Below are 17155 nucleotides of genomic sequence, written 5' to 3' on the forward strand. Positions count from 1 at the left end.
CCAGTATAGTCAAAGCGTTCCCTGAGAATGTGATACATCGCCAACTACAGGGGCTATCTAGCGCGTGCTATCGCTACACGGCTGGTATGCCTAAATCGTAGTATCAGTAAAACTGAAGCGGTTCCGAGGCCAATACACACACCGGTCCAGTAGCCGTAAACACCCCAGAAATTTTCTCCCAGCCAGTAGGCGCTGGGGAGGCCAACCAACCAGTAGGAGAAAAGTTGGACATACATGGGAACCCTGGTGTCTTTGTAACCCCGAAGTGCTCCCCAAGTCATAGCTTGGGCGACATCCACCAACTGGAAAGCGGCGCAGAGCAACAGCAGGTTTGTGGCTACAGCGATAATTTCCGCATTATCTGTGTAGGCTTGTACAAACAGGCTGCGCAGAGTAATTAACAGCAAACCGGTCCCCAAGGCATAGATTACACCGGTACCGATGCCCACTTTGCCAGTAAACATCGCCCGCTTTGGGCGGTCCTGGCCGAGAAGATGCGCTGTTCGAATGCTAAGTGCTTGCGCTAGTGCCAGTGCCACCAGGTAAAAAATCGAGCCGACATTCATGCTGATCTGGTGGGCAGCTACGATGGCTGCACCATAGGGGGCCAGTAAAACTGTCAAGCTTGCGAAGAATGTTACCTCGCCAGCAGCGCCCACGCACACAGGCAGGCCTACCGCGAGCAAATGACGCAGGGTTGGCCAATGGGGTTTATCAGGTATTAACCTGAGCTTTAAGGAGTGATAAACCGGATCATTACCTGCATGCCAGAACAGTGCCAGGGCAATAAGACAGCTGACTGCAGCGGTGGCCCAACCACAACCAGCGCCGCCCATGGCGGGAATGGGGCCAGCACCAAACACAAAGAGGATATCCAGCGGAATATTAAGCAGGGCGGCAGCTAAATAGATGCGCATGACCGGGCGCACCTGCCCCATACCCTCGCAGTAACCGCGCAGTGCGGTGCCCAGGGCAAATGGTAGCGTGCCGGCGGTGAGAGCCATAATATAGCCCTCTAAAACCTGGCGAACTGGTTCTTCCGTATCAATCCACTGGCTCCATATTGGGACCGCAAGCAGCGCGAGAAGTACGAGTATCCCGCCAATAAGGGCAATCCACAGGGCTTGGTGCAGTTGCTTGGCACAGCCTTCTTCATCTCTTCCGCCGCGTAGGTGGGCAACTGCTGGGGATACTGCGGCAAGAAGACCGATCAGGGTTACAGCGCATACTGCCCAGATGCTGGAGCCGAGCGCCAAGCCCGCCAGGTTCACCTCACCAGCGCGGCCGGCAACAATAGTATCCACAACCCCCATACTCACTACCGCCAGGTTACTGACCACTAGTGGTCCCCCCAGCGTAGTCAGGTGGGATAATTCGGTGGAGATGGCGCGTCGATAAAGCTTAAACAATGGGTGAACCAGATTTCTTGGAATAGTGCCTGTGGATAACTGTGAGATACCAGCCAATTCCACCAGAAGACTGTGGCAATACAGTTTTTATCGAATTGACCGGCTTTGCCAAATGGCCTTAAAGGCTAGGTGGGGGGCTGAAAGGGAAGTACAGCACAGGTAACCCGTCGCCAAAAAGGTCGCTTATTCTACGGTGAAATCTGTTCTTCGCCCAGCGGTTAGGAGGGGATTTCCTGCAATAGTTTGGCGACTGTTTGCGCCGCATTGATGATACAGCCATGGCTCTCGGCAATTTCAAGGTAATGCCACCCGGGGATTTTGCGTGCCTGTTCGCCACTGATGTTGGCAGGGGGGTAATAAGGCTTGGTGCAACGAATATATGTACAAGGCGGCCCTTGTGCCGGGGCTTGGCTCAGTTGGATTGGGTCCAGGTAGGTTTTTACCGGGTGTGGTGTCATATGCCTACGCAGCCAGTTTAGCTCCTGTGACTTCTTAATCCCCATCAACCTCGGGTCCATCGGCATAAAGCAGCGAGTACCTTGAGTCTCTTTTGCCGCGGCTAACCGCCGGGAGCGTATTTTTTCTGGCAGCTGTTCAGCAAAAGCGTGGCCGGGTAGTGGAATAGCGCCATCCAGGTAGACCAGGCGGCGAATACGTTGCGGCATGGCATCTGCGGCACCAGTAGCGGCCATGCCGCCAAAGCTGTGGCCTACCAGGATAACCTGTTCCAGATCCTCGAATTCAATCACATTTACCAGGTCCTGGATAAACGTATCCATCCCTATGGATGGGGATAGCAAATGGTGTCTTTCACCTAAACCTGTCTGCGTGGGGGTGAAAACCCGGTGCCCGGCGGTTATCAGGTGCTGTACTACGCGGGCCCAGCACCAGCCCCCGAGGAACATACCGTGGACAAGTACATAGGTGTTCACCCAACTGTCCTCATATTGCCATTGAAGGAACAAGCATAGTTGGCTGTGGCAGGGACTCTCTTGTAAGAGATGCCGTATTCGCTCGACTAAAGTGAACAAATACAGCAAAGAGAGTGATGATAATGAGTGGTGCGATGAATACCCTGAGCAACTGGTACGGTTGCTTTTTGCATTTCGTGCACAAGATTGACTGGCTTGGGCCTCTAGCGTTACGAATCTACTTGGCACCCATATTTATTTTGGCCGGGCTCAACAAAATGGGCAGTATTGATGAGGTGGCTGCGTGGTTTGGCAATCCTGACTGGGGCCTGGGCCTGCCGGCGCCAATGTTTATGGCTTGGGCAGCGGCGCTGATTGAATTCTTTGGTGGTATTGCCATTCTGTTTGGCTTTGCTACCCGCGTGGTGGCGATTCCACTGATGTTTGTAATGGCAGTGGCTGCGATCACCGCGCACTGGGAGAATGGTTGGTCGGCCCTGCCGGATAAGACGTTAGTGGCTCCTTGGGAATGGCGTGAGGATTTGATTGATGAGGCCATTACCCGTAAGGAAAGGGCGGTTGAGCTGTTGAAGGAGCATGGTAATTATCAATGGTTATCCGAGGCGGGCAGTATCACTGTCCTGAAGAACGGTATTGAATTCTCCGCAACCTATTTCATTATGTTGTTGGCGCTGCTCTGCAGCGGGGCCGGGCGCTTTGCCAGCCTTGATTATTGGCTGTGCCGCCATTTTAGCAGGCGGGAATCCGTCTAGAGTGATGGTATACTCGCCGATTATTTGAACATTTGAGCGAGTATTTCACTTGATAGGAAAGTTGTTCCGTCGTTCCTCCTCTAAAGAGGATAAGAGCCCACGCCAGGGAGATGAGCGCTCCAAGCGCCGCAAAGATGACCAGAATCCAGCGGATCGCGCCTCAAAAGGCCATTCTGCTCGGGACAAGTCTGGTCAGGGCGAGGGTAGGTCGCGCCGGAGCGGCGGTAAAGCTTCCCACAAGGGGCGCCAGCGCAGTCGCAAACCCAAGGTGGAGATTGCGGTGACACCTTGGTCACTGGATGACTTCCAGGTTCCTGAACAAGAGGGCAAGGTACGCTTTCACGATCTGGGTTTGCCCCCGGAACTGATGCGGGGAATTCACGACCTGGGCTTCCAGTATTGCTCCCCTATCCAGGGGCGCTCCCTGCCGCATACTCTGAATGGTCACGATTTAGTCGGTAAGGCGCAGACGGGTACTGGTAAAACGGCGGCCTTTCTGATTACTGTCATTGAAGACTTACTTCGCCACCCCTTCGAAGGCGAGCGCTATGCCGGTGAGGCCCGTTCACTGATTATTGCACCTACGCGTGAATTGGTGATGCAGATCGCTGATGACGCCAAGGCCCTGTGTAAGTACACGGGCCTGGAAATCCATACCCTGGTTGGTGGTATGGATTACGACAAACAGCAGCGCAACCTGAATGAGCGTTTGGTGGATATCCTGGTTGCCACGCCTGGGCGCCTGCTGGACTTTGTCGGTAATCGCGATTGTTATCTGGACCAGGTAGAAGTCCTGGTAATCGATGAGGCGGATCGCATGCTGGATATGGGATTTATCCCCCAGGTGCGTAGAATCGTGCGCCAAACTCCCCGCAAAACTCATCGCCAGACGATGTTTTTTTCTGCCACTTTCACGCCCGAGGTGGATGCACTGGTTGAGCAGTGGACCGATGATCCGGTAATTGTGGAAATCGAGCCTGAGCGGGTTGCCACAGACAGTGTGGAGCAGCATGTATACCTGGCCGCTAGTGAGGAAAAATATGCGCTGCTTTACAACATCCTACAGCGCGAGGAAGTCGATAGTCTGATTGTATTCGCCAACCGCCGCGACCAGTGCCGACGACTGCACGAACATCTCCTTGCCCACGGTATTGCTGCTGGTTTGCTCTCAGGGGAAGTCGCACAGAACAAACGTGTGCGCACCCTTGACGACTTTAAGTCGGGCAAGACCAAAGTCCTTGTGGCAACAGATGTTGCCGGACGTGGTATCCATATCGATGGTATCAGTCATGTGGTGAATTTCACTCTACCGGAGGAGCCGGAAGATTACGTGCACCGAATTGGTCGTACAGGCCGGGCGGGCAAAACAGGTACCTCTATCAGCTTTGCCTGTGAAGATGATGCCATGCGCCTTGAGCCGATTGAGCAACTGTTGGGCCAAAAGTTGAAATGTGAAGTGCCGCCGGAGGAACTATTGGTAGAGCCCCCGCGAGTGAAAATTCAGCGAAGCCGTGAGGATAGAGGTAGCCGCAGTAGCGGAGGTCACCGTCGCCACCGCCGGCATTAAGGCGTTAAAACCCAATACAAAGCATATCTATCGATACTGAGAGTTAGTGGTTCCAGGTTTTGAGTAGTATTGGTTATCGACGCGATATCGACGGGTTGCGCGCTTTAGCGGTTCTGCCGGTAGTTTTTGCCCATGCAGGTCTAGAAGGGTTTTCAGGTGGATTCGTCGGTGTCGATGTTTTCTTTGTGATATCTGGCTACCTGATTACCAGTATCCTGGTGAGGGAGGTTGAGGCAGGTAGCTTCTCCCTGGCAAATTTTTACGAAAGGCGCGCCCGTCGCATCCTACCTGCCCTTTTTGCTGTCTTAATAACAACGATTGCGGTGGGGTGGTTTGTTTTACCGCCGGAGCCTCTGAAAGAGCTTGCTCAATCGGTGCTCGCTACAGTCCTGTTCGTCTCGAATATATGGTTTTGGCAGAGCACAGAGGATTATTTTGGGGCCGGCGCAGATTGGCAGCCTCTCCTGCATACCTGGTCCCTCTCGGTTGAGGAGCAGTTTTACCTGGGTTTCCCCCTTTTAATATGTCTCTTGGCTGCCCGAGGGCGCGGCCCGATGTGGCTTGTTGTGGCGGGAATATCACTGCTTTCTCTCGGCCTTTCAATCTGGGCCACCAGTGCACAACCTTTTGCTAATTACTTCCTTACTCCAACTCGGATATGGGAGTTGGGGATTGGAGCGTTAGTAGCACTGGGAGCATTTCCGAATGTGAAGCGGGCTTGGCTTCTGGAGCTGGCAGGGGCGCTCGGCACCTTAATGATCCTCACCAGCGTGTTTTTATTTGATGCCTCTACTCCCTTCCCGGGTGTTGCCGCTTTATTGCCTTGTGTGGGCACTGCCACGCTGATCTGGGCCGGCAGTCAGCGACTAACAGTGGCCGGCTTTCTTCTATCGTCGCGGCTTCTGGTTTCGGTAGGCTTGATTTCCTACTCTCTATACCTTTGGCACTGGCCTGTGTTGGTTTTGTTTAGGTTTTTAAATGGCTCGGCTGAGCTTCCATTTGAAATAGCCATAAAGGCAGTCCTGGTATCGGGGGGGCTTGCCTGGGTGAGCTGGAAGTTTGTGGAAGCACCTTTTCGCCAGCCCTCCGCGCGAGGGGTATCAAAACGTGGCCTGGCAAACACTTTCGGTGTAATGGCGATGCTGATCGTTTCTGTCTCCCTGGTAATCAATGTCAAAAAGGGTGTGCCTTCCCGTCTTCCCGAGCCATTATTTGCCACCTATCAAAATGCCAAAGAACGAACGTCTAAAGAGCGTCGTTGTATGGAGCGTTTACCTGAAGAAGGGCTCTGTGAATTGGGTGAGGCGAGCAGTGGAGCCTCAGTGGATTACCTGCTCTGGGGGGATTCCCATGCAGGTGCGTTTCTGCCTGGTTTTGAGCACTGGCTGAAAGTAAAGGGTTATCGCGGTATTGTGGCTGCAAAATCTGCCTGTGCGCCACTCCTTGGTATTGTTCGTCTAGAGATGGGCGCTATGCATGGATGCGATACTTTTAATGCCCAAATAATGGAAATGCTGGAACAGCGAAAGGATGTGAAGACCGTAGTTTTAGTGGCGCGGTGGGCGCTGGTAGTGGAGGGGAGTCGTTCCGCCGGTGAAAGTGGCCCGCCGGCAGTAATGGGGTTGGCAAAGACGGCATATGAAAAGCCCTCTTCTGGAGGAGCTTCTGTGAATAATTTTGAGCTGGTTGCCCAAGGTCTCCATCAGACTGTTGCTCGTATCCGTGCGAGTGGGCGTGAGGTAATAATTGTGGAGGGAATCCCTGAAATTTCTTTTTCTGTTCCGCTTGCCATCGCCAGCGCCGAATTTATCGGCGCACAACTGCAGGGCGCTCCGACCAAGAGAGATGTAGAAGAGCGTAATAAGAGAGTTACAAGAATCTTTAATAGTCTGGGAAAGGAGTTCCAGATAGAGCGCGTAAGCTTGGTGCCAGAATTATGTCCATCTCGATGCCAGATTCAGGTTGATGGGGAGCCCCTGTATCGTGATGATGATCACCTGAGCACTTTTGGCTCAATACGCTTGGTCCCGCAGATGATGGATAGTATCCCCAATGGTTAGGCCTTGATGCCCGCTAGTAATAAAGTTACTGCTGTCATGAGTCTACAAAGATACTGTCTCATCGGCGGGTAGGATTAGCATTGGGATAATAGCTGTGCGTCTTCAGCCCTCTTCAATCATTTAAGTTTGTTTTTGAATTAAATTGGATACTGTTGCTCCAATAACACACAGGGTGCAGTTGACCCTGGGGCGTGTCAGCATTCGAAAATTTCTCCCTTACATGAAATTGTTATAGTGCGAATGCGGACTCTCTCCCCTCATCCATAAAATTGAGTCCAGCTTTTACAGCACATCCTCAAGCAGAATTTACAGCAGTTGAGGAGTGAGGGAGTCGAGTTTCTATCCTTAGGGAAAAGAGGAAACTTCTATGGCTACATCGACGTGTGCAAAAAAATGGCCGATTGACCTTTTACCTGAATCAGCGCCTTGAGATCTTCTCAGCTGAGCGCCTCGGTTTAAAATTAAGCTCTTCCAGTAAGTTATTGGAGCATTCTCGGTGCGCTTTCCCAACCTCAATGAAAATATCGAGATTTACTATGACTACTTTTCAGAGCTAAATCTGTGTAGAAAAGTATTCGGCAGGGACTCCTTACCTATTTGTGGCAGGCATTAAGGGTCCCGTGGGCTTATACGATGCGTTGTTAGTAAACCGAATTCAGACACTGCTAGCTGGAAATTTATGGTCCATGTCCTGGAAGAATTGGATGGGTTGCCTCATTGACGTGTTTAGACAGCACATATTGCCCGGATGCAAAAAACCTAGTATCGCTTAGCTCAAAGAAAAAAGTGCTCAGAAAGGTAAATAGGGATGCTGCAGAGGTTTGATTCAGGGCTCGGTATCGAGCCCCTGAGGCTAAAGTTTAAGTAATGCTTTTACTTGAAGAGTTGCTTTGCTGTTGGGTAGGGAAGCTATCTGTACCGGGATCACCCTCTTGTCGCAGGCGTTCAATCCACAGTGCAGTGCCACCGGCTACAGCTGCTGGCATTACAAAGATATTCAGGATCGGCACCATCTTTGCCAACATCACTGTGCCACCAAATGTGAGACTGGTTAGTTTACGACGGCGCAAGACACTTTTAAGCTCATCAAATGGCCGTTGGTGATTGTCGAGGGGGTAGTCCACATATTGGATGGCCATGGACCAGGCACCCCAGACAGCAGTTAATACTGCTGGGATAATAATTGTCCAACTGGTGACCGTAGCCACCAATAAAATAATTAGCCCCCAGAATATAAAGTAGCCCAGCTTACGCAGTTCTCGGCCAAGGGTGCGCCAAATCATTTGCAGTAACGGCTCTGCCGGCGGTGTCTTTCCGGTGAGAAGCTCCTCTACCTTTTCAGCCAGAATACCATTGAAGGGTGCGGCAATAATATTGGTAATTACAGCAAACAGATAACCGTAAACAAGAAAAAAAAGAAACAACACCAGGAATGCAATAATCCAGGCAAGCCAGCGAAAAATGCTGGCGGCCCAGGCGGCACCTTTGGCCATGATTGCTTCCCACCAGGACATATTCGCGGTATCGACAGGGGTGTGAGATAGCAGGCTGCCAATATAGTCGCTGAGTCCTCCCAGTTGCGAAATCATGATGCCACTGATAATGATAAACAGCACCAGATTGATCAGTAATGGAACCAGGATAAAAGGGCGCAGTTCGCGTCGGGTTATCAGGTGCACACCGCGCACTAGCGCGTCGATACCGTGGATGGGGTTTGAAGTCATAAATTTACCTCTTACCGGTGCGGCGATAGTCTTTATTGTTCAGCGCCGGCGGCTTTCAGTATTTCACCGTACTCTTTACCCTGGCGGTGCTCTTTAATTCGGCTCAATAGGGTTTTACCATCGGGGCCAGGGCTGTTGAGGTCTTTCCCTTCGGCAAGAAATAGTTGAACAAAGGAGGCAAAGCTCTCTGCTTTCATACTGCGGTAAGCACGCTCAAGCAGGTGGTAGTCGAGGTTTACTCCCTTGGGGGCTTCTCCAATCAGGAAGCCGGCAATACGCTCCGTATCAAAAACTTCCCCGAGAACTTTTTGCTTGTCTTTTTTCTGGCTCAAAATCTTTTCCTTACTGCTGTCTTTACTGCCGGGATGTTACCCAGCTCAAGTATTCAAGGGTTAATAATTAAAGCAGGGTGTCCAGCTTTTCCTTGAGAATTTTGTTGATCATTTGTGGGTTTGCCTGACCCTTGGAGGCTTTCATGATCTGGCCAACAAAGTAGCCCATCATTTTGGGACGCTTGGATTCGTCAGCTCTACGGTAATTATCCACTTGAGCGTCGCTTGCGGCGATAACTTCATCCACCATTTTTTCGATGGCGCCAGTATCAGATACTTGCTTCAGGCCGCGTTTTTCAATGATGTCATCAGCGCTGCCTTCACCTTCACAGATTGCCTCAAACACCTGCTTGGCAATCTTGCTTGAAATAGTGTTGTCTTTTATACGGGTAATTAGGCCTGCCAGCTGTGTAGCGGAAACGGGGGACTCGGCAATACTGATTTCCTTGCGATTTAGCAGCGCAGCCAGCTCACCGGTTATCCAGTTGGCGGCCAGCTTGGGTTCGCCGCAGGACTTACATACAGTTTCGAAATACTCCGCACTGTCGCGATCCTGGGTCAGTTGATCGGCATCATATGCAGATAGATTGAATTCGGACTGGAAACGCTCGGCTTTGGTATCCGGCAGCTCCGGCAGTTCCTTGCGCAGCTGTTCAATATATTCTTCGGTGAGTACTACCGGCAGAAGGTCCGGGCAGGGAAAGTAGCGATAGTCATTGGCAACTTCCTTGCTGCGCATAGAGCGGGTCTCATTTTTGTCGGCGTCGTAGAGACGGGTTTCCTGCTCGATACTGCCGCCGTCTTCGAGGATATCGATCTGGCGCTCTGCTTCCACTTTGATGGCCCGCTCAACGAAACGGAAAGAGTTGATATTCTTTAGCTCGGTGCGGGTGCCCAGTTTTTCCTCACCTTTTAATCGCACGGATACATTGGCATCACAGCGTAGGGAGCCCTGGGACATATCTCCATCAGAAATTCCCAAATAGGTCACGATGCTATGAATTTTCCTGAGGTAAGCAACTGCTTCGGCAGCACTTCGCATATCGGGTTCGGATACAATTTCAATCAACGGGGTTCCGGCTCGGTTGAGATCAATTCCAGACATGCCATGGAAATCTTCGTGTAGGGATTTACCTGCATCCTCTTCAAGATGAGCATGGTGCAAGCGCACTTTTTTGCTGCCTCCATCCTCCAGGTGAATTTCCACTTCCCCTGCTCCGACGATGGGCTGTTCCAGCTGGGTAGTTTGATAGCCTTTGGGTAGATCTGGATAGAAATAATTCTTACGTTCGAAAACGGATCGTTTGCTAATTTCCGCATTCATTGCCAGGCCAAACATTATCGCATAGCGAAAAGCTTGTTCATTGGGTACTGGCAAGGTACCGGGCATGGCCAGATCTACAGCACACGCTTGAGTATTGGGGGCGGCGCCAAAACGGGTGCTCGCACCGGAGAATAGTTTTGATTCGGTGGAGAGCTGGACGTGAACTTCCAGCCCGATAACGATTTCCCATTCCACGATATTTCTCCTTATACGGCGCTGGCTTTGTGCCAGTCTGTTACCTGCTGATACTGGTGCGCAATATTAAGCATGCGAGCCTCATCCAGGTAATTTCCGGTGATCTGCAGACCTACAGGCATATTATTTACAAGCCCGCAGGGGATAGACATTCCAGGGAGGCCTGCCAGGTTAGTGGCGATGGTATAAATATCTTCCAGATACATAGCAACCGGGTCGGCGCTCTTGGCACCCAGTTGGAAAGCGGGGGAGGGGGTGGTGGGTCCCATTATAACATCCACTTTTTCAAAGGCCTGCATGAAGTCCTGCTTGATCAGGCGGCGTACCTGCTGGGCCTTGTTGTAGTAGGCATCGTAATAGCCGGCTGACAAGGCATAGGTGCCCACCAGGATTCGGCGTTGGACCTCTTCGCCGAAGCCTTCGCCCCGGGAGCGCATGTACAGATCACGCAGATCGGAGGGCTGTTCACAGCGATGCCCATAGCGCACACCATCGAAGCGGGACAGGTTAGCAGAGGCTTCCGCCGGTGCGATGACGTAATAAGCGGGAATTGCCAACTCAGTGTGCGGCAGGCTGATATCGACCAATTCAGCCCCGAGTTTTTCAAATTCTTTGAGAGCATCCTGCACCCGGACAGCGGTATCACCATCGAGCCCCTCGCCGAAGTACTCCTTGGGTACACCAACTTTGAGCCCGGTGACGGAATCATTCAGTCTCGCGGTATAGTCCGCTTGGGGGCGATCCAGGCTGGTGGAATCTTTTGAATCATGGCTGGCCATAGCGGATAGCAAATAGGCTACGTCTTCTGCATTGCGCGCGATAGGACCGGCTTGATCCAGGCTTGAGGCATAGGCGACGATGCCCCAGCGGGATACACGGCCATAAGTGGGTTTCAAGCCGGTCGTATTGGTCAATGCTGCTGGCTGGCGAATAGAGCCGCCGGTATCGGTAGCGGTGGCTCCCGGGACGAGGAGGGCTGCCACTGCGGCTGCTGAGCCGCCTGACGAACCGCCGGGTACGTAATTAGTGTCCCAGGGATTTTTTACCGCGCCATAGTAGCTGCTTTCGTTGGAGGAGCCCATGGCAAACTCATCCATATTGGTTTTGCCCAGGGTAACGGTGCCAGCCGAATTCAGGTTTTCCACGATTGTGGCGTTGTAAGGCGGAATAAAATTGTCCAGCATTTTTGACGCGCAGCTGGTGCGAATGCCCTTGGTGCAGACAATGTCCTTGTGTGCGATAGGAACGCCACACAAGGCAGGAGCTTCCCCGGCAGCGAGGCGCTCGTCGGCCGCTTTAGCTTGGTTGAGGGCGAGCTCTTCAGTGACAGTGATAAAGCTGTTGTAGTTGCTATCCAGCTGCTGGATACGCTTGAGCAAATGTTGGGTAAGCTCAGTACTGGAGAACTCTTTACCCCGCAATCCGCGAATGATCTCGGCGATAGTAAATTGATGCATGATATTCCCTTAAGGCTTTGGCGGGATCAGATGATTGGCTTTCGAGTGGGCTTTGAAGTGATGGGTCCCGGCTCAGTCAATCACCTTGGGTACCAGATAGAGCCCCTCATCTGACTGAGGGGCCAAAGACAGGAAACTATTTCGCTGGTCGGTTTCGGTTACCGCATCGGCACGGAGGGTTTGCACCTCATCAAGGGGGTGTGCCATGGGGATTACACCATCGGTGTTGATGGCCTGCAGCTGGTCTACCAGTTGTAGAATGTCACCAAGGCGGCTGCTGACTTCCTCTATGGTTGCGTTGGATATGGCGATGCGGGCTAGCTCGGCCAGCTTTTCTACGGTTTGTGTATCCACGGCCATGGCGATGGAACTCCTCCAGCTTGAGTTGCGAATCAATGCTTACCCAGACGCATGCCGGGCAGAACCGGCAAATTTAGCACAACATGCTGTTATTCTCATCGGCCCTGGCAACTCGGGATTATTGCAATCGATTAGTCCAGCTTCAGCCTTGCTCTGAACCGGCGCCATTGTTAGAGTTTGCCGAATCCTGCCGGGCGGTGAGAGACTCCGGTGTGTTGCGTAAATTCCGATTCGAAATGCGGCTCGGAACTCAGAATTATTTGCGCGGACTAATTAGGATTTATATCCATAAAATAAGCCGCGCCCGCAGTGCCCGACCTGGGGGCTGACAATTAGTACAAGGTAATCGAATTCCATGTTTAAACGTTTGCGGGGTATGTTCTCCAGTGATCTCTCCATTGACCTGGGAACCGCCAATACGCTGATTTACGTTCGCGATCGCGGCGTAGTTCTCGACGAGCCATCAGTCGTCGCTATTCGTCATTACAATGGCCAGAAAATCGTTGAGGCCGTCGGTGTAGAAGCCAAACGTATGCTCGGCCGAACTCCCGGTAATATCACTGCTATCCGCCCCTTAAAGGATGGTGTTATCGCCGACTTCCAGGTAACTGAAAAAATGTTGCAGCACTTTATTAAAAAAGTGCATGAAAACAGCTGGATGCGCCCAAGCCCGCGTGTGCTGGTATGCGTGCCCTGCCAGTCTACCGAAGTGGAACGCCGTGCGATCCGCGAGTCTGCGCTTGGTGCTGGCGCCCGCGAGGTGTCCCTGATTGAAGAGCCTATGGCCGCAGCAATCGGTGCCGGCCTGAATGTGGAGGAGGCGAGTGGTTCCATGGTGGTAGATATCGGTGGTGGCACCACTGAGATTGCCATTATCTCCTTGAACGGCGTGGTTTACTCTGATTCAGTGCGTATTGGCGGTGATCGTTTTGATGAGGCCATCGTCAACTATGTGCGTCGTAACTACGGCAGCGTTATTGGTGATGCCACTGCCGAGCGCATCAAAGAAGAGATTGGCTGTGCCTATGCGGGCAGTGAGGTACGTGAGATCGATGTGCGTGGTCGTAATCTGGCGGAAGGGGTGCCCCGCAGTTTCACCCTCAATTCAGATGAAATTCTCGAAGCCCTGCAGGAGCCATTGACTGGTATTGTACAAGCAGTGAAGAGCGCTCTGGAGCAATCGCCCCCCGAGCTTGCTTCGGACATTGCTGAGCGCGGTATGGTGTTGACCGGTGGCGGTGCTTTGCTTCGCGATTTGGACCGATTGCTGATGGAGGAGTCCGGTTTGCCGGTAATTGTTGCAGATGATCCTCTGACCTGTGTGGCCCGTGGTGGCGGTAAGGCCCTGGATATGCTGGATCGCAGCCGTTTGTATCTGATGTCAAACTAAGTCAAGTAAGGTCGAGGCAGTGTTCCGATGAGAATAGCGGGGCCGTCTTGGCAGTTAGTTTCACGTTTCAGTGACATCCGATATATATTGTGAGAACAATAAGCATTGATCTTTATAAAGGGGGCTGCCCTTGAAACCGCTATTTACCCGCGGCCCCTCCCAAGAGACCCGCCTGATTACTTTGGCTGTTTTGTCAATCGCCTTGTTTGTAATCAGCTACTCTACCGACTGGTTCCACACTATCCGTGAGCGGCTATTCGATGCCGTCGCCCCTCTTTATTGGATTACCGGTACCCCTGAGAGAGTGACTGATTGGGCCGGTGAGCAGTTTCGCTCCCGTGATGAATTGCTCGAAGAAAATGACCGCCTCAAGCGCCAGGTATTATTGCTGGAGCAACGCAGCCAGTTATTAGCAGCCGTAAAGGCGGAAAATACCCAGCTCAAGGAGCTGATGAACTCGGCTGAGATGGTTGATGGCCGTGTGCTGGTCGCCCAGATTATCGGCGTGTCCCCTGACCCCTTGGAGCATGTCCTGCTTATTGATAAAGGCAGGGATGACGGTGTCGATGTGGGCACACCGGTGATGGATGCAGGCGGCTTGCTCGGGCAGGTGATTGAAGCCGGAAATTCATTTAGCCGGATTCTGTTGATCACAGATTCCAGCCACGCCATCCCGGTACAGGTGTTGCGCAACAGCATGCGTACCGTAGCCGAAGGTACTGGGGATCTGTATCGGCTTAAGCTGCGTCACCTGGCCAATACCAGTGATATTCGCGAGGGAGACCTGCTACTGAGCTCAGGCCTTGGTGGTCGCTTTCCGGCAGGTTACCCGGTTGGAGAAGTGATGTCGGTCACTCGTGACCCGGGCAAGCCTTTTGCGGAGGCTGAAGTGTTGCCCCGCGGCCGCATGAACCGCAGTCGTTTTGTGCTTGCGGTTATCAGTGACAGGGGGCAGGGCCTTGCAAGCGAGTAGCCGCTGGTTTATCGCCGCTACCATTTTTCTGTCAATGCTGCTGGTAGTAATGCCCTTGCCTCAACAGTGGCTCTGGTTTCGCCCGGCATTTCCCGCCCTACTTATCATATTTTGGGTTTCGCGGATGCCCCAGTCTCTCGGTGTGGGTTTTGCTTGGCTGGTGGGAATCCTGGAGGATCTGGTAACTGGAGCAAGTCTCGGTACCCATGCTTTGGCCCTCGCTGTATTGGCGTATTTCAGTCTTTTGACCTACCAGCGCACAAGGGTCTTCAACCCGGCTCAACAACTCTTGTGGGTTTTTGTCCTGGTGGGTATTAATCAGGTAGTAGGAAACTGGGTGCATGGGTTGGAGGGAAAAACAGTGCCTGGACTGACCTTCCTATGGCCCGCACTTACTACGGCATTATTGTGGCCCTGTGTTACCCCTCCTTTGCGAGGCCTTTGTAATCGCCTTCACATTCGCTGACTGAACCGTCAGATTGTAAATCAATGTAAAAAATTGATCATTTTTCGATCGATATAGCTATAATCAGCCGCTGGCCCACAGGGAATATGTAGTACAGTGACAAATACCACCACATCAAACCGTCTCCTGCTCGCCTCGGGTTCCCCGCGTCGCGCCGAGCTTTTGACGCAGATAGGCGTCTCTTTTTCCCAGTTAACACCTGCTGTTCCCGAGCAAAAGCAGTTGGCTGAGACTCCCCAGGAATATATTCAGCGATTGGCCCACGATAAGGCTACTGCTGGCCTGGGGGGCGTGGAAGGTGTATGGGCCCTGGGCTCTGATACGGTGGTACTCGCCGGGGACAAGGTGCTGGAGAAACCGAAGGATTACGCTGACTTTGAATCCATGATGTTGTCTTTGTCCGGTACTGAACACTCGGTATTGAGTGCGATCTGTCTGCGTAGTTGGGAGCGTCAGTTTAGCCGCGTGGTGGAAACACGGGTGCGCTTTCGTCACTTGTCGAAGGCGCAGATTGAAGCTTATTGGAGTACTGGTGAGCCTGAAGATAAAGCCGGAGGCTATGGTATCCAGGGAATGGGCGCCGCACTGGTTGAGTCTATTAGCGGTAGTTATAGCAATGTGGTTGGGTTGCCCCTGGAGGCACTGGTTCCCATGCTTGAGCATGCGGGTATCCCTTACTGGCAGGAGAACCAGTCTTGAGTGAAGAGCTTTTAATCAATGTTGCACCTACAGAGACCCGCGTTGCCCTGGTGGAAAATGGCGTACTGCAGGAGGTCTATCTCGAGCGTAGCGCGCGAAGAGGAATAGTTGGCAATATCTACAAGGGCAAGGTGATTCGGGTTCTGCCAGGTATGCAGGCGGCATTTGTGGATATTGGGCTGGAGCGGGCTGGATTTATCCACGCTTCAGATATAGCCCCTTTAGATGATGAGGGGATGGAAGCGCGGGATGCCGAAGTGGCAGATATCCGCGCTTTGGTACGCGAGGGACAGTCCCTGGTGGTGCAAGTGGTCAAAGACCCGATAAGTAGTAAAGGTGCGCGCTTAACCACTCATTTGTCAGTATCTGCGCGCTATCTCGTGTATATGCCCCAGACTCGCCATATTGGGATTTCCAATCGTATTGAGGATGAGGGTGAGCGTGAGCGTTTGCGCCAATTGGTAGAAGCTGCTGTATCTCGTCTTGCCGAAGACGGGCTTTCAGCAGATGGCGGGTTTATTTTGCGCACCGTGGCTGAAGGAGTGAGTGAAGAGGAGTTACTCAGGGATATCCCCTTTCTTTATAAGTTGTGGGGCGAGCTGGATCAGCGAATCAACGAGCGCCCTGTCCCCTCGGTAATCTACGAAGACTTACCACTGTTTATGCGCGCATTGCGTGATCTTGCGCGCCCCTATACAGAGAAGATTCGTATAGACTCCCGCGAGGCACATGGTCGCGCCGCGGAGTTTGCCGGCAAATATGCACCGGAAATCGCTGGCCGTCTGGAACACTATCCCGGTGAGCGCCCACTGTTTGATCTCTATGGTGTGGAAGAGGAAATTCGTCGCGCATTGCAAAATAAGGTGACTCTGAAGTCAGGTGGGTATCTTATCGTCGAGCAAACGGAAGCGATGAGCACTATTGATGTGAATACCGGCGCATTTGTCGGCCATCGAAATCTGGAAGAAACTATCTTCAAGACCAACCTGGAGGCGGCGACCGCAATTGCCCGGCAGCTGAGACTGCGTAATCTAGGAGGCATCATCATTATCGACTTTATCGATATGAAGGACCCCGAGCACCAACGCCAGGTATTGCGAACACTTGAAAAAGCACTGGAGAGGGATCATGCCAAATCCAGTATCACCGGTGTCTCAGAGCTGGGTTTGGTTGAGATGACGCGCAAACGCACGCGTGAATCCCTCGGGCAGATACTTTGTGAGCCCTGTCCAGTATGTGAGGGGCGTGGCACATTGAAAAGTGCTGAAACAGTCTGTTTTGAAATTTTTCGTGAGATCATCCGTGAGGCGCGCGCTTACGACAGCGAAAAAATTATGGTGCTGGCAAGTCAGGTAGTCATAGACCTTTTACTCGATGAGGAGTCGGCTAATGTTGCCGACCTGGAGGAGTTTATTCGCCGTCCTATACAGTTTCAGGTTGAGCCTATCTATAACCAGGAGCAGTACGACATTGTTCTTGTGTGAGTTACCAGTTGTTTTTCCTCTGATACCTGGC

General features: G+C 52.3%; 15 protein-coding genes. 8 read left to right on the forward strand and 7 right to left on the reverse strand.

What is annotated here, in order from left to right:
- Positions 1–53: 53 nt before the first annotated feature.
- Both ACJJIP_RS03765 and ACJJIP_RS03770 read right to left on the reverse strand, forming a co-directional pair.
- Entirely contained in the window at positions 54–1472 is a 1419-nt protein-coding gene (locus tag ACJJIP_RS03765; RefSeq protein WP_444946251.1) for an MATE family efflux transporter, read from the reverse strand.
- 155 nt (positions 1473–1627) lie between these two features.
- A complete protein-coding gene (locus tag ACJJIP_RS03770; RefSeq protein WP_444946252.1) occupies positions 1628–2341 on the reverse strand; it encodes an alpha/beta fold hydrolase in 714 nt (237 codons plus the stop codon).
- 122 nt (positions 2342–2463) lie between these two features.
- Here ACJJIP_RS03770 and ACJJIP_RS03775 point away from each other — a divergent pair, with 122 nt between their 5' ends.
- From ACJJIP_RS03775 to ACJJIP_RS03785, 3 genes are read left to right on the forward strand one after another with little or no spacing between them, the layout of a single operon-like run.
- Positions 2464–3093 (forward strand): HvfX family Cu-binding RiPP maturation protein, encoded by a 630-nt coding sequence (locus tag ACJJIP_RS03775; protein ID WP_020412561.1) that lies wholly within the window; start codon positions 2464–2466, stop codon positions 3091–3093.
- Between the two features lie 49 nt (positions 3094–3142).
- The gene (gene rhlB / locus ACJJIP_RS03780; RefSeq protein WP_157533416.1) at positions 3143–4660 is read left to right on the forward strand and encodes an ATP-dependent RNA helicase RhlB; all 1518 of its coding nucleotides are present in this window, start codon (positions 3143–3145) and stop codon (positions 4658–4660) included.
- 59 nt (positions 4661–4719) lie between these two features.
- Complete coding sequence (locus ACJJIP_RS03785) at positions 4720–6720, forward strand: acyltransferase family protein (protein WP_444946253.1); 2001 nt, start codon at positions 4720–4722, stop codon at positions 6718–6720.
- Between the two features lie 860 nt (positions 6721–7580).
- On the opposite strand, the gene cysZ is transcribed toward ACJJIP_RS03785, so the two are convergent.
- The 5 genes from cysZ to gatC all read right to left on the reverse strand — a co-directional run bounded on the left by cysZ (position 7581) and on the right by gatC (position 12112).
- The gene (gene cysZ, locus ACJJIP_RS03790; RefSeq protein ID WP_353376020.1) at positions 7581–8444 is read right to left on the reverse strand and encodes a sulfate transporter CysZ; all 864 of its coding nucleotides are present in this window, start codon (positions 8442–8444) and stop codon (positions 7581–7583) included.
- 32 nt (positions 8445–8476) lie between these two features.
- Positions 8477–8776 carry a PA4642 family protein gene (locus tag ACJJIP_RS03795; RefSeq protein WP_020412565.1) on the reverse strand — a complete coding sequence of 100 codons (300 nt, stop codon included), beginning with the start codon at positions 8774–8776 and terminating at the stop codon, positions 8477–8479.
- A 67-nt stretch (positions 8777–8843) separates the two neighbouring features.
- Positions 8844–10295 carry an Asp-tRNA(Asn)/Glu-tRNA(Gln) amidotransferase subunit GatB gene (gene gatB / locus ACJJIP_RS03800; RefSeq protein WP_444946254.1) on the reverse strand — a complete coding sequence of 484 codons (1452 nt, stop codon included), beginning with the start codon at positions 10293–10295 and terminating at the stop codon, positions 8844–8846.
- An 11-nt stretch (positions 10296–10306) separates the two neighbouring features.
- A complete protein-coding gene (gene gatA / locus ACJJIP_RS03805; protein ID WP_020412567.1) occupies positions 10307–11752 on the reverse strand; it encodes an Asp-tRNA(Asn)/Glu-tRNA(Gln) amidotransferase subunit GatA in 1446 nt (481 codons plus the stop codon).
- Positions 11753–11824: 72 nt separating this feature from the next.
- On the reverse strand, positions 11825–12112 hold the full coding sequence (gene gatC / locus ACJJIP_RS03810) for an Asp-tRNA(Asn)/Glu-tRNA(Gln) amidotransferase subunit GatC (RefSeq protein WP_020412568.1): 288 nt from the start codon (positions 12110–12112) through the stop codon (positions 11825–11827).
- A 355-nt stretch (positions 12113–12467) separates the two neighbouring features.
- On the opposite strand from gatC, the gene ACJJIP_RS03815 reads away from it, so the two are divergent.
- From ACJJIP_RS03815 to rng, 5 genes are all read left to right on the forward strand, one after another.
- A complete protein-coding gene (locus ACJJIP_RS03815; protein WP_020412569.1) occupies positions 12468–13502 on the forward strand; it encodes a rod shape-determining protein in 1035 nt (344 codons plus the stop codon).
- A gap of 130 nt (positions 13503–13632) precedes the next feature.
- On the forward strand, positions 13633–14475 hold the full coding sequence (gene mreC / locus ACJJIP_RS03820) for a rod shape-determining protein MreC (protein WP_444946255.1): 843 nt from the start codon (positions 13633–13635) through the stop codon (positions 14473–14475).
- Entirely contained in the window at positions 14462–14941 is a 480-nt protein-coding gene (mreD, locus tag ACJJIP_RS03825) for a rod shape-determining protein MreD (RefSeq protein WP_020412571.1), read from the forward strand. The genes mreC and mreD overlap by 14 nt, the downstream gene beginning before the upstream one ends.
- Before the next feature lie 96 nt (positions 14942–15037).
- Positions 15038–15640 carry a Maf family protein gene (locus tag ACJJIP_RS03830; protein ID WP_020412572.1) on the forward strand — a complete coding sequence of 201 codons (603 nt, stop codon included), beginning with the start codon at positions 15038–15040 and terminating at the stop codon, positions 15638–15640.
- Complete coding sequence (gene rng / locus ACJJIP_RS03835; protein WP_020412573.1) at positions 15637–17124, forward strand: ribonuclease G; 1488 nt, start codon at positions 15637–15639, stop codon at positions 17122–17124. The genes ACJJIP_RS03830 and rng overlap by 4 nt, the downstream gene beginning before the upstream one ends.
- Positions 17125–17155: the final 31 nt, after the last annotated feature.

It is taken from the genome of Microbulbifer variabilis (genome assembly GCF_052467165.1).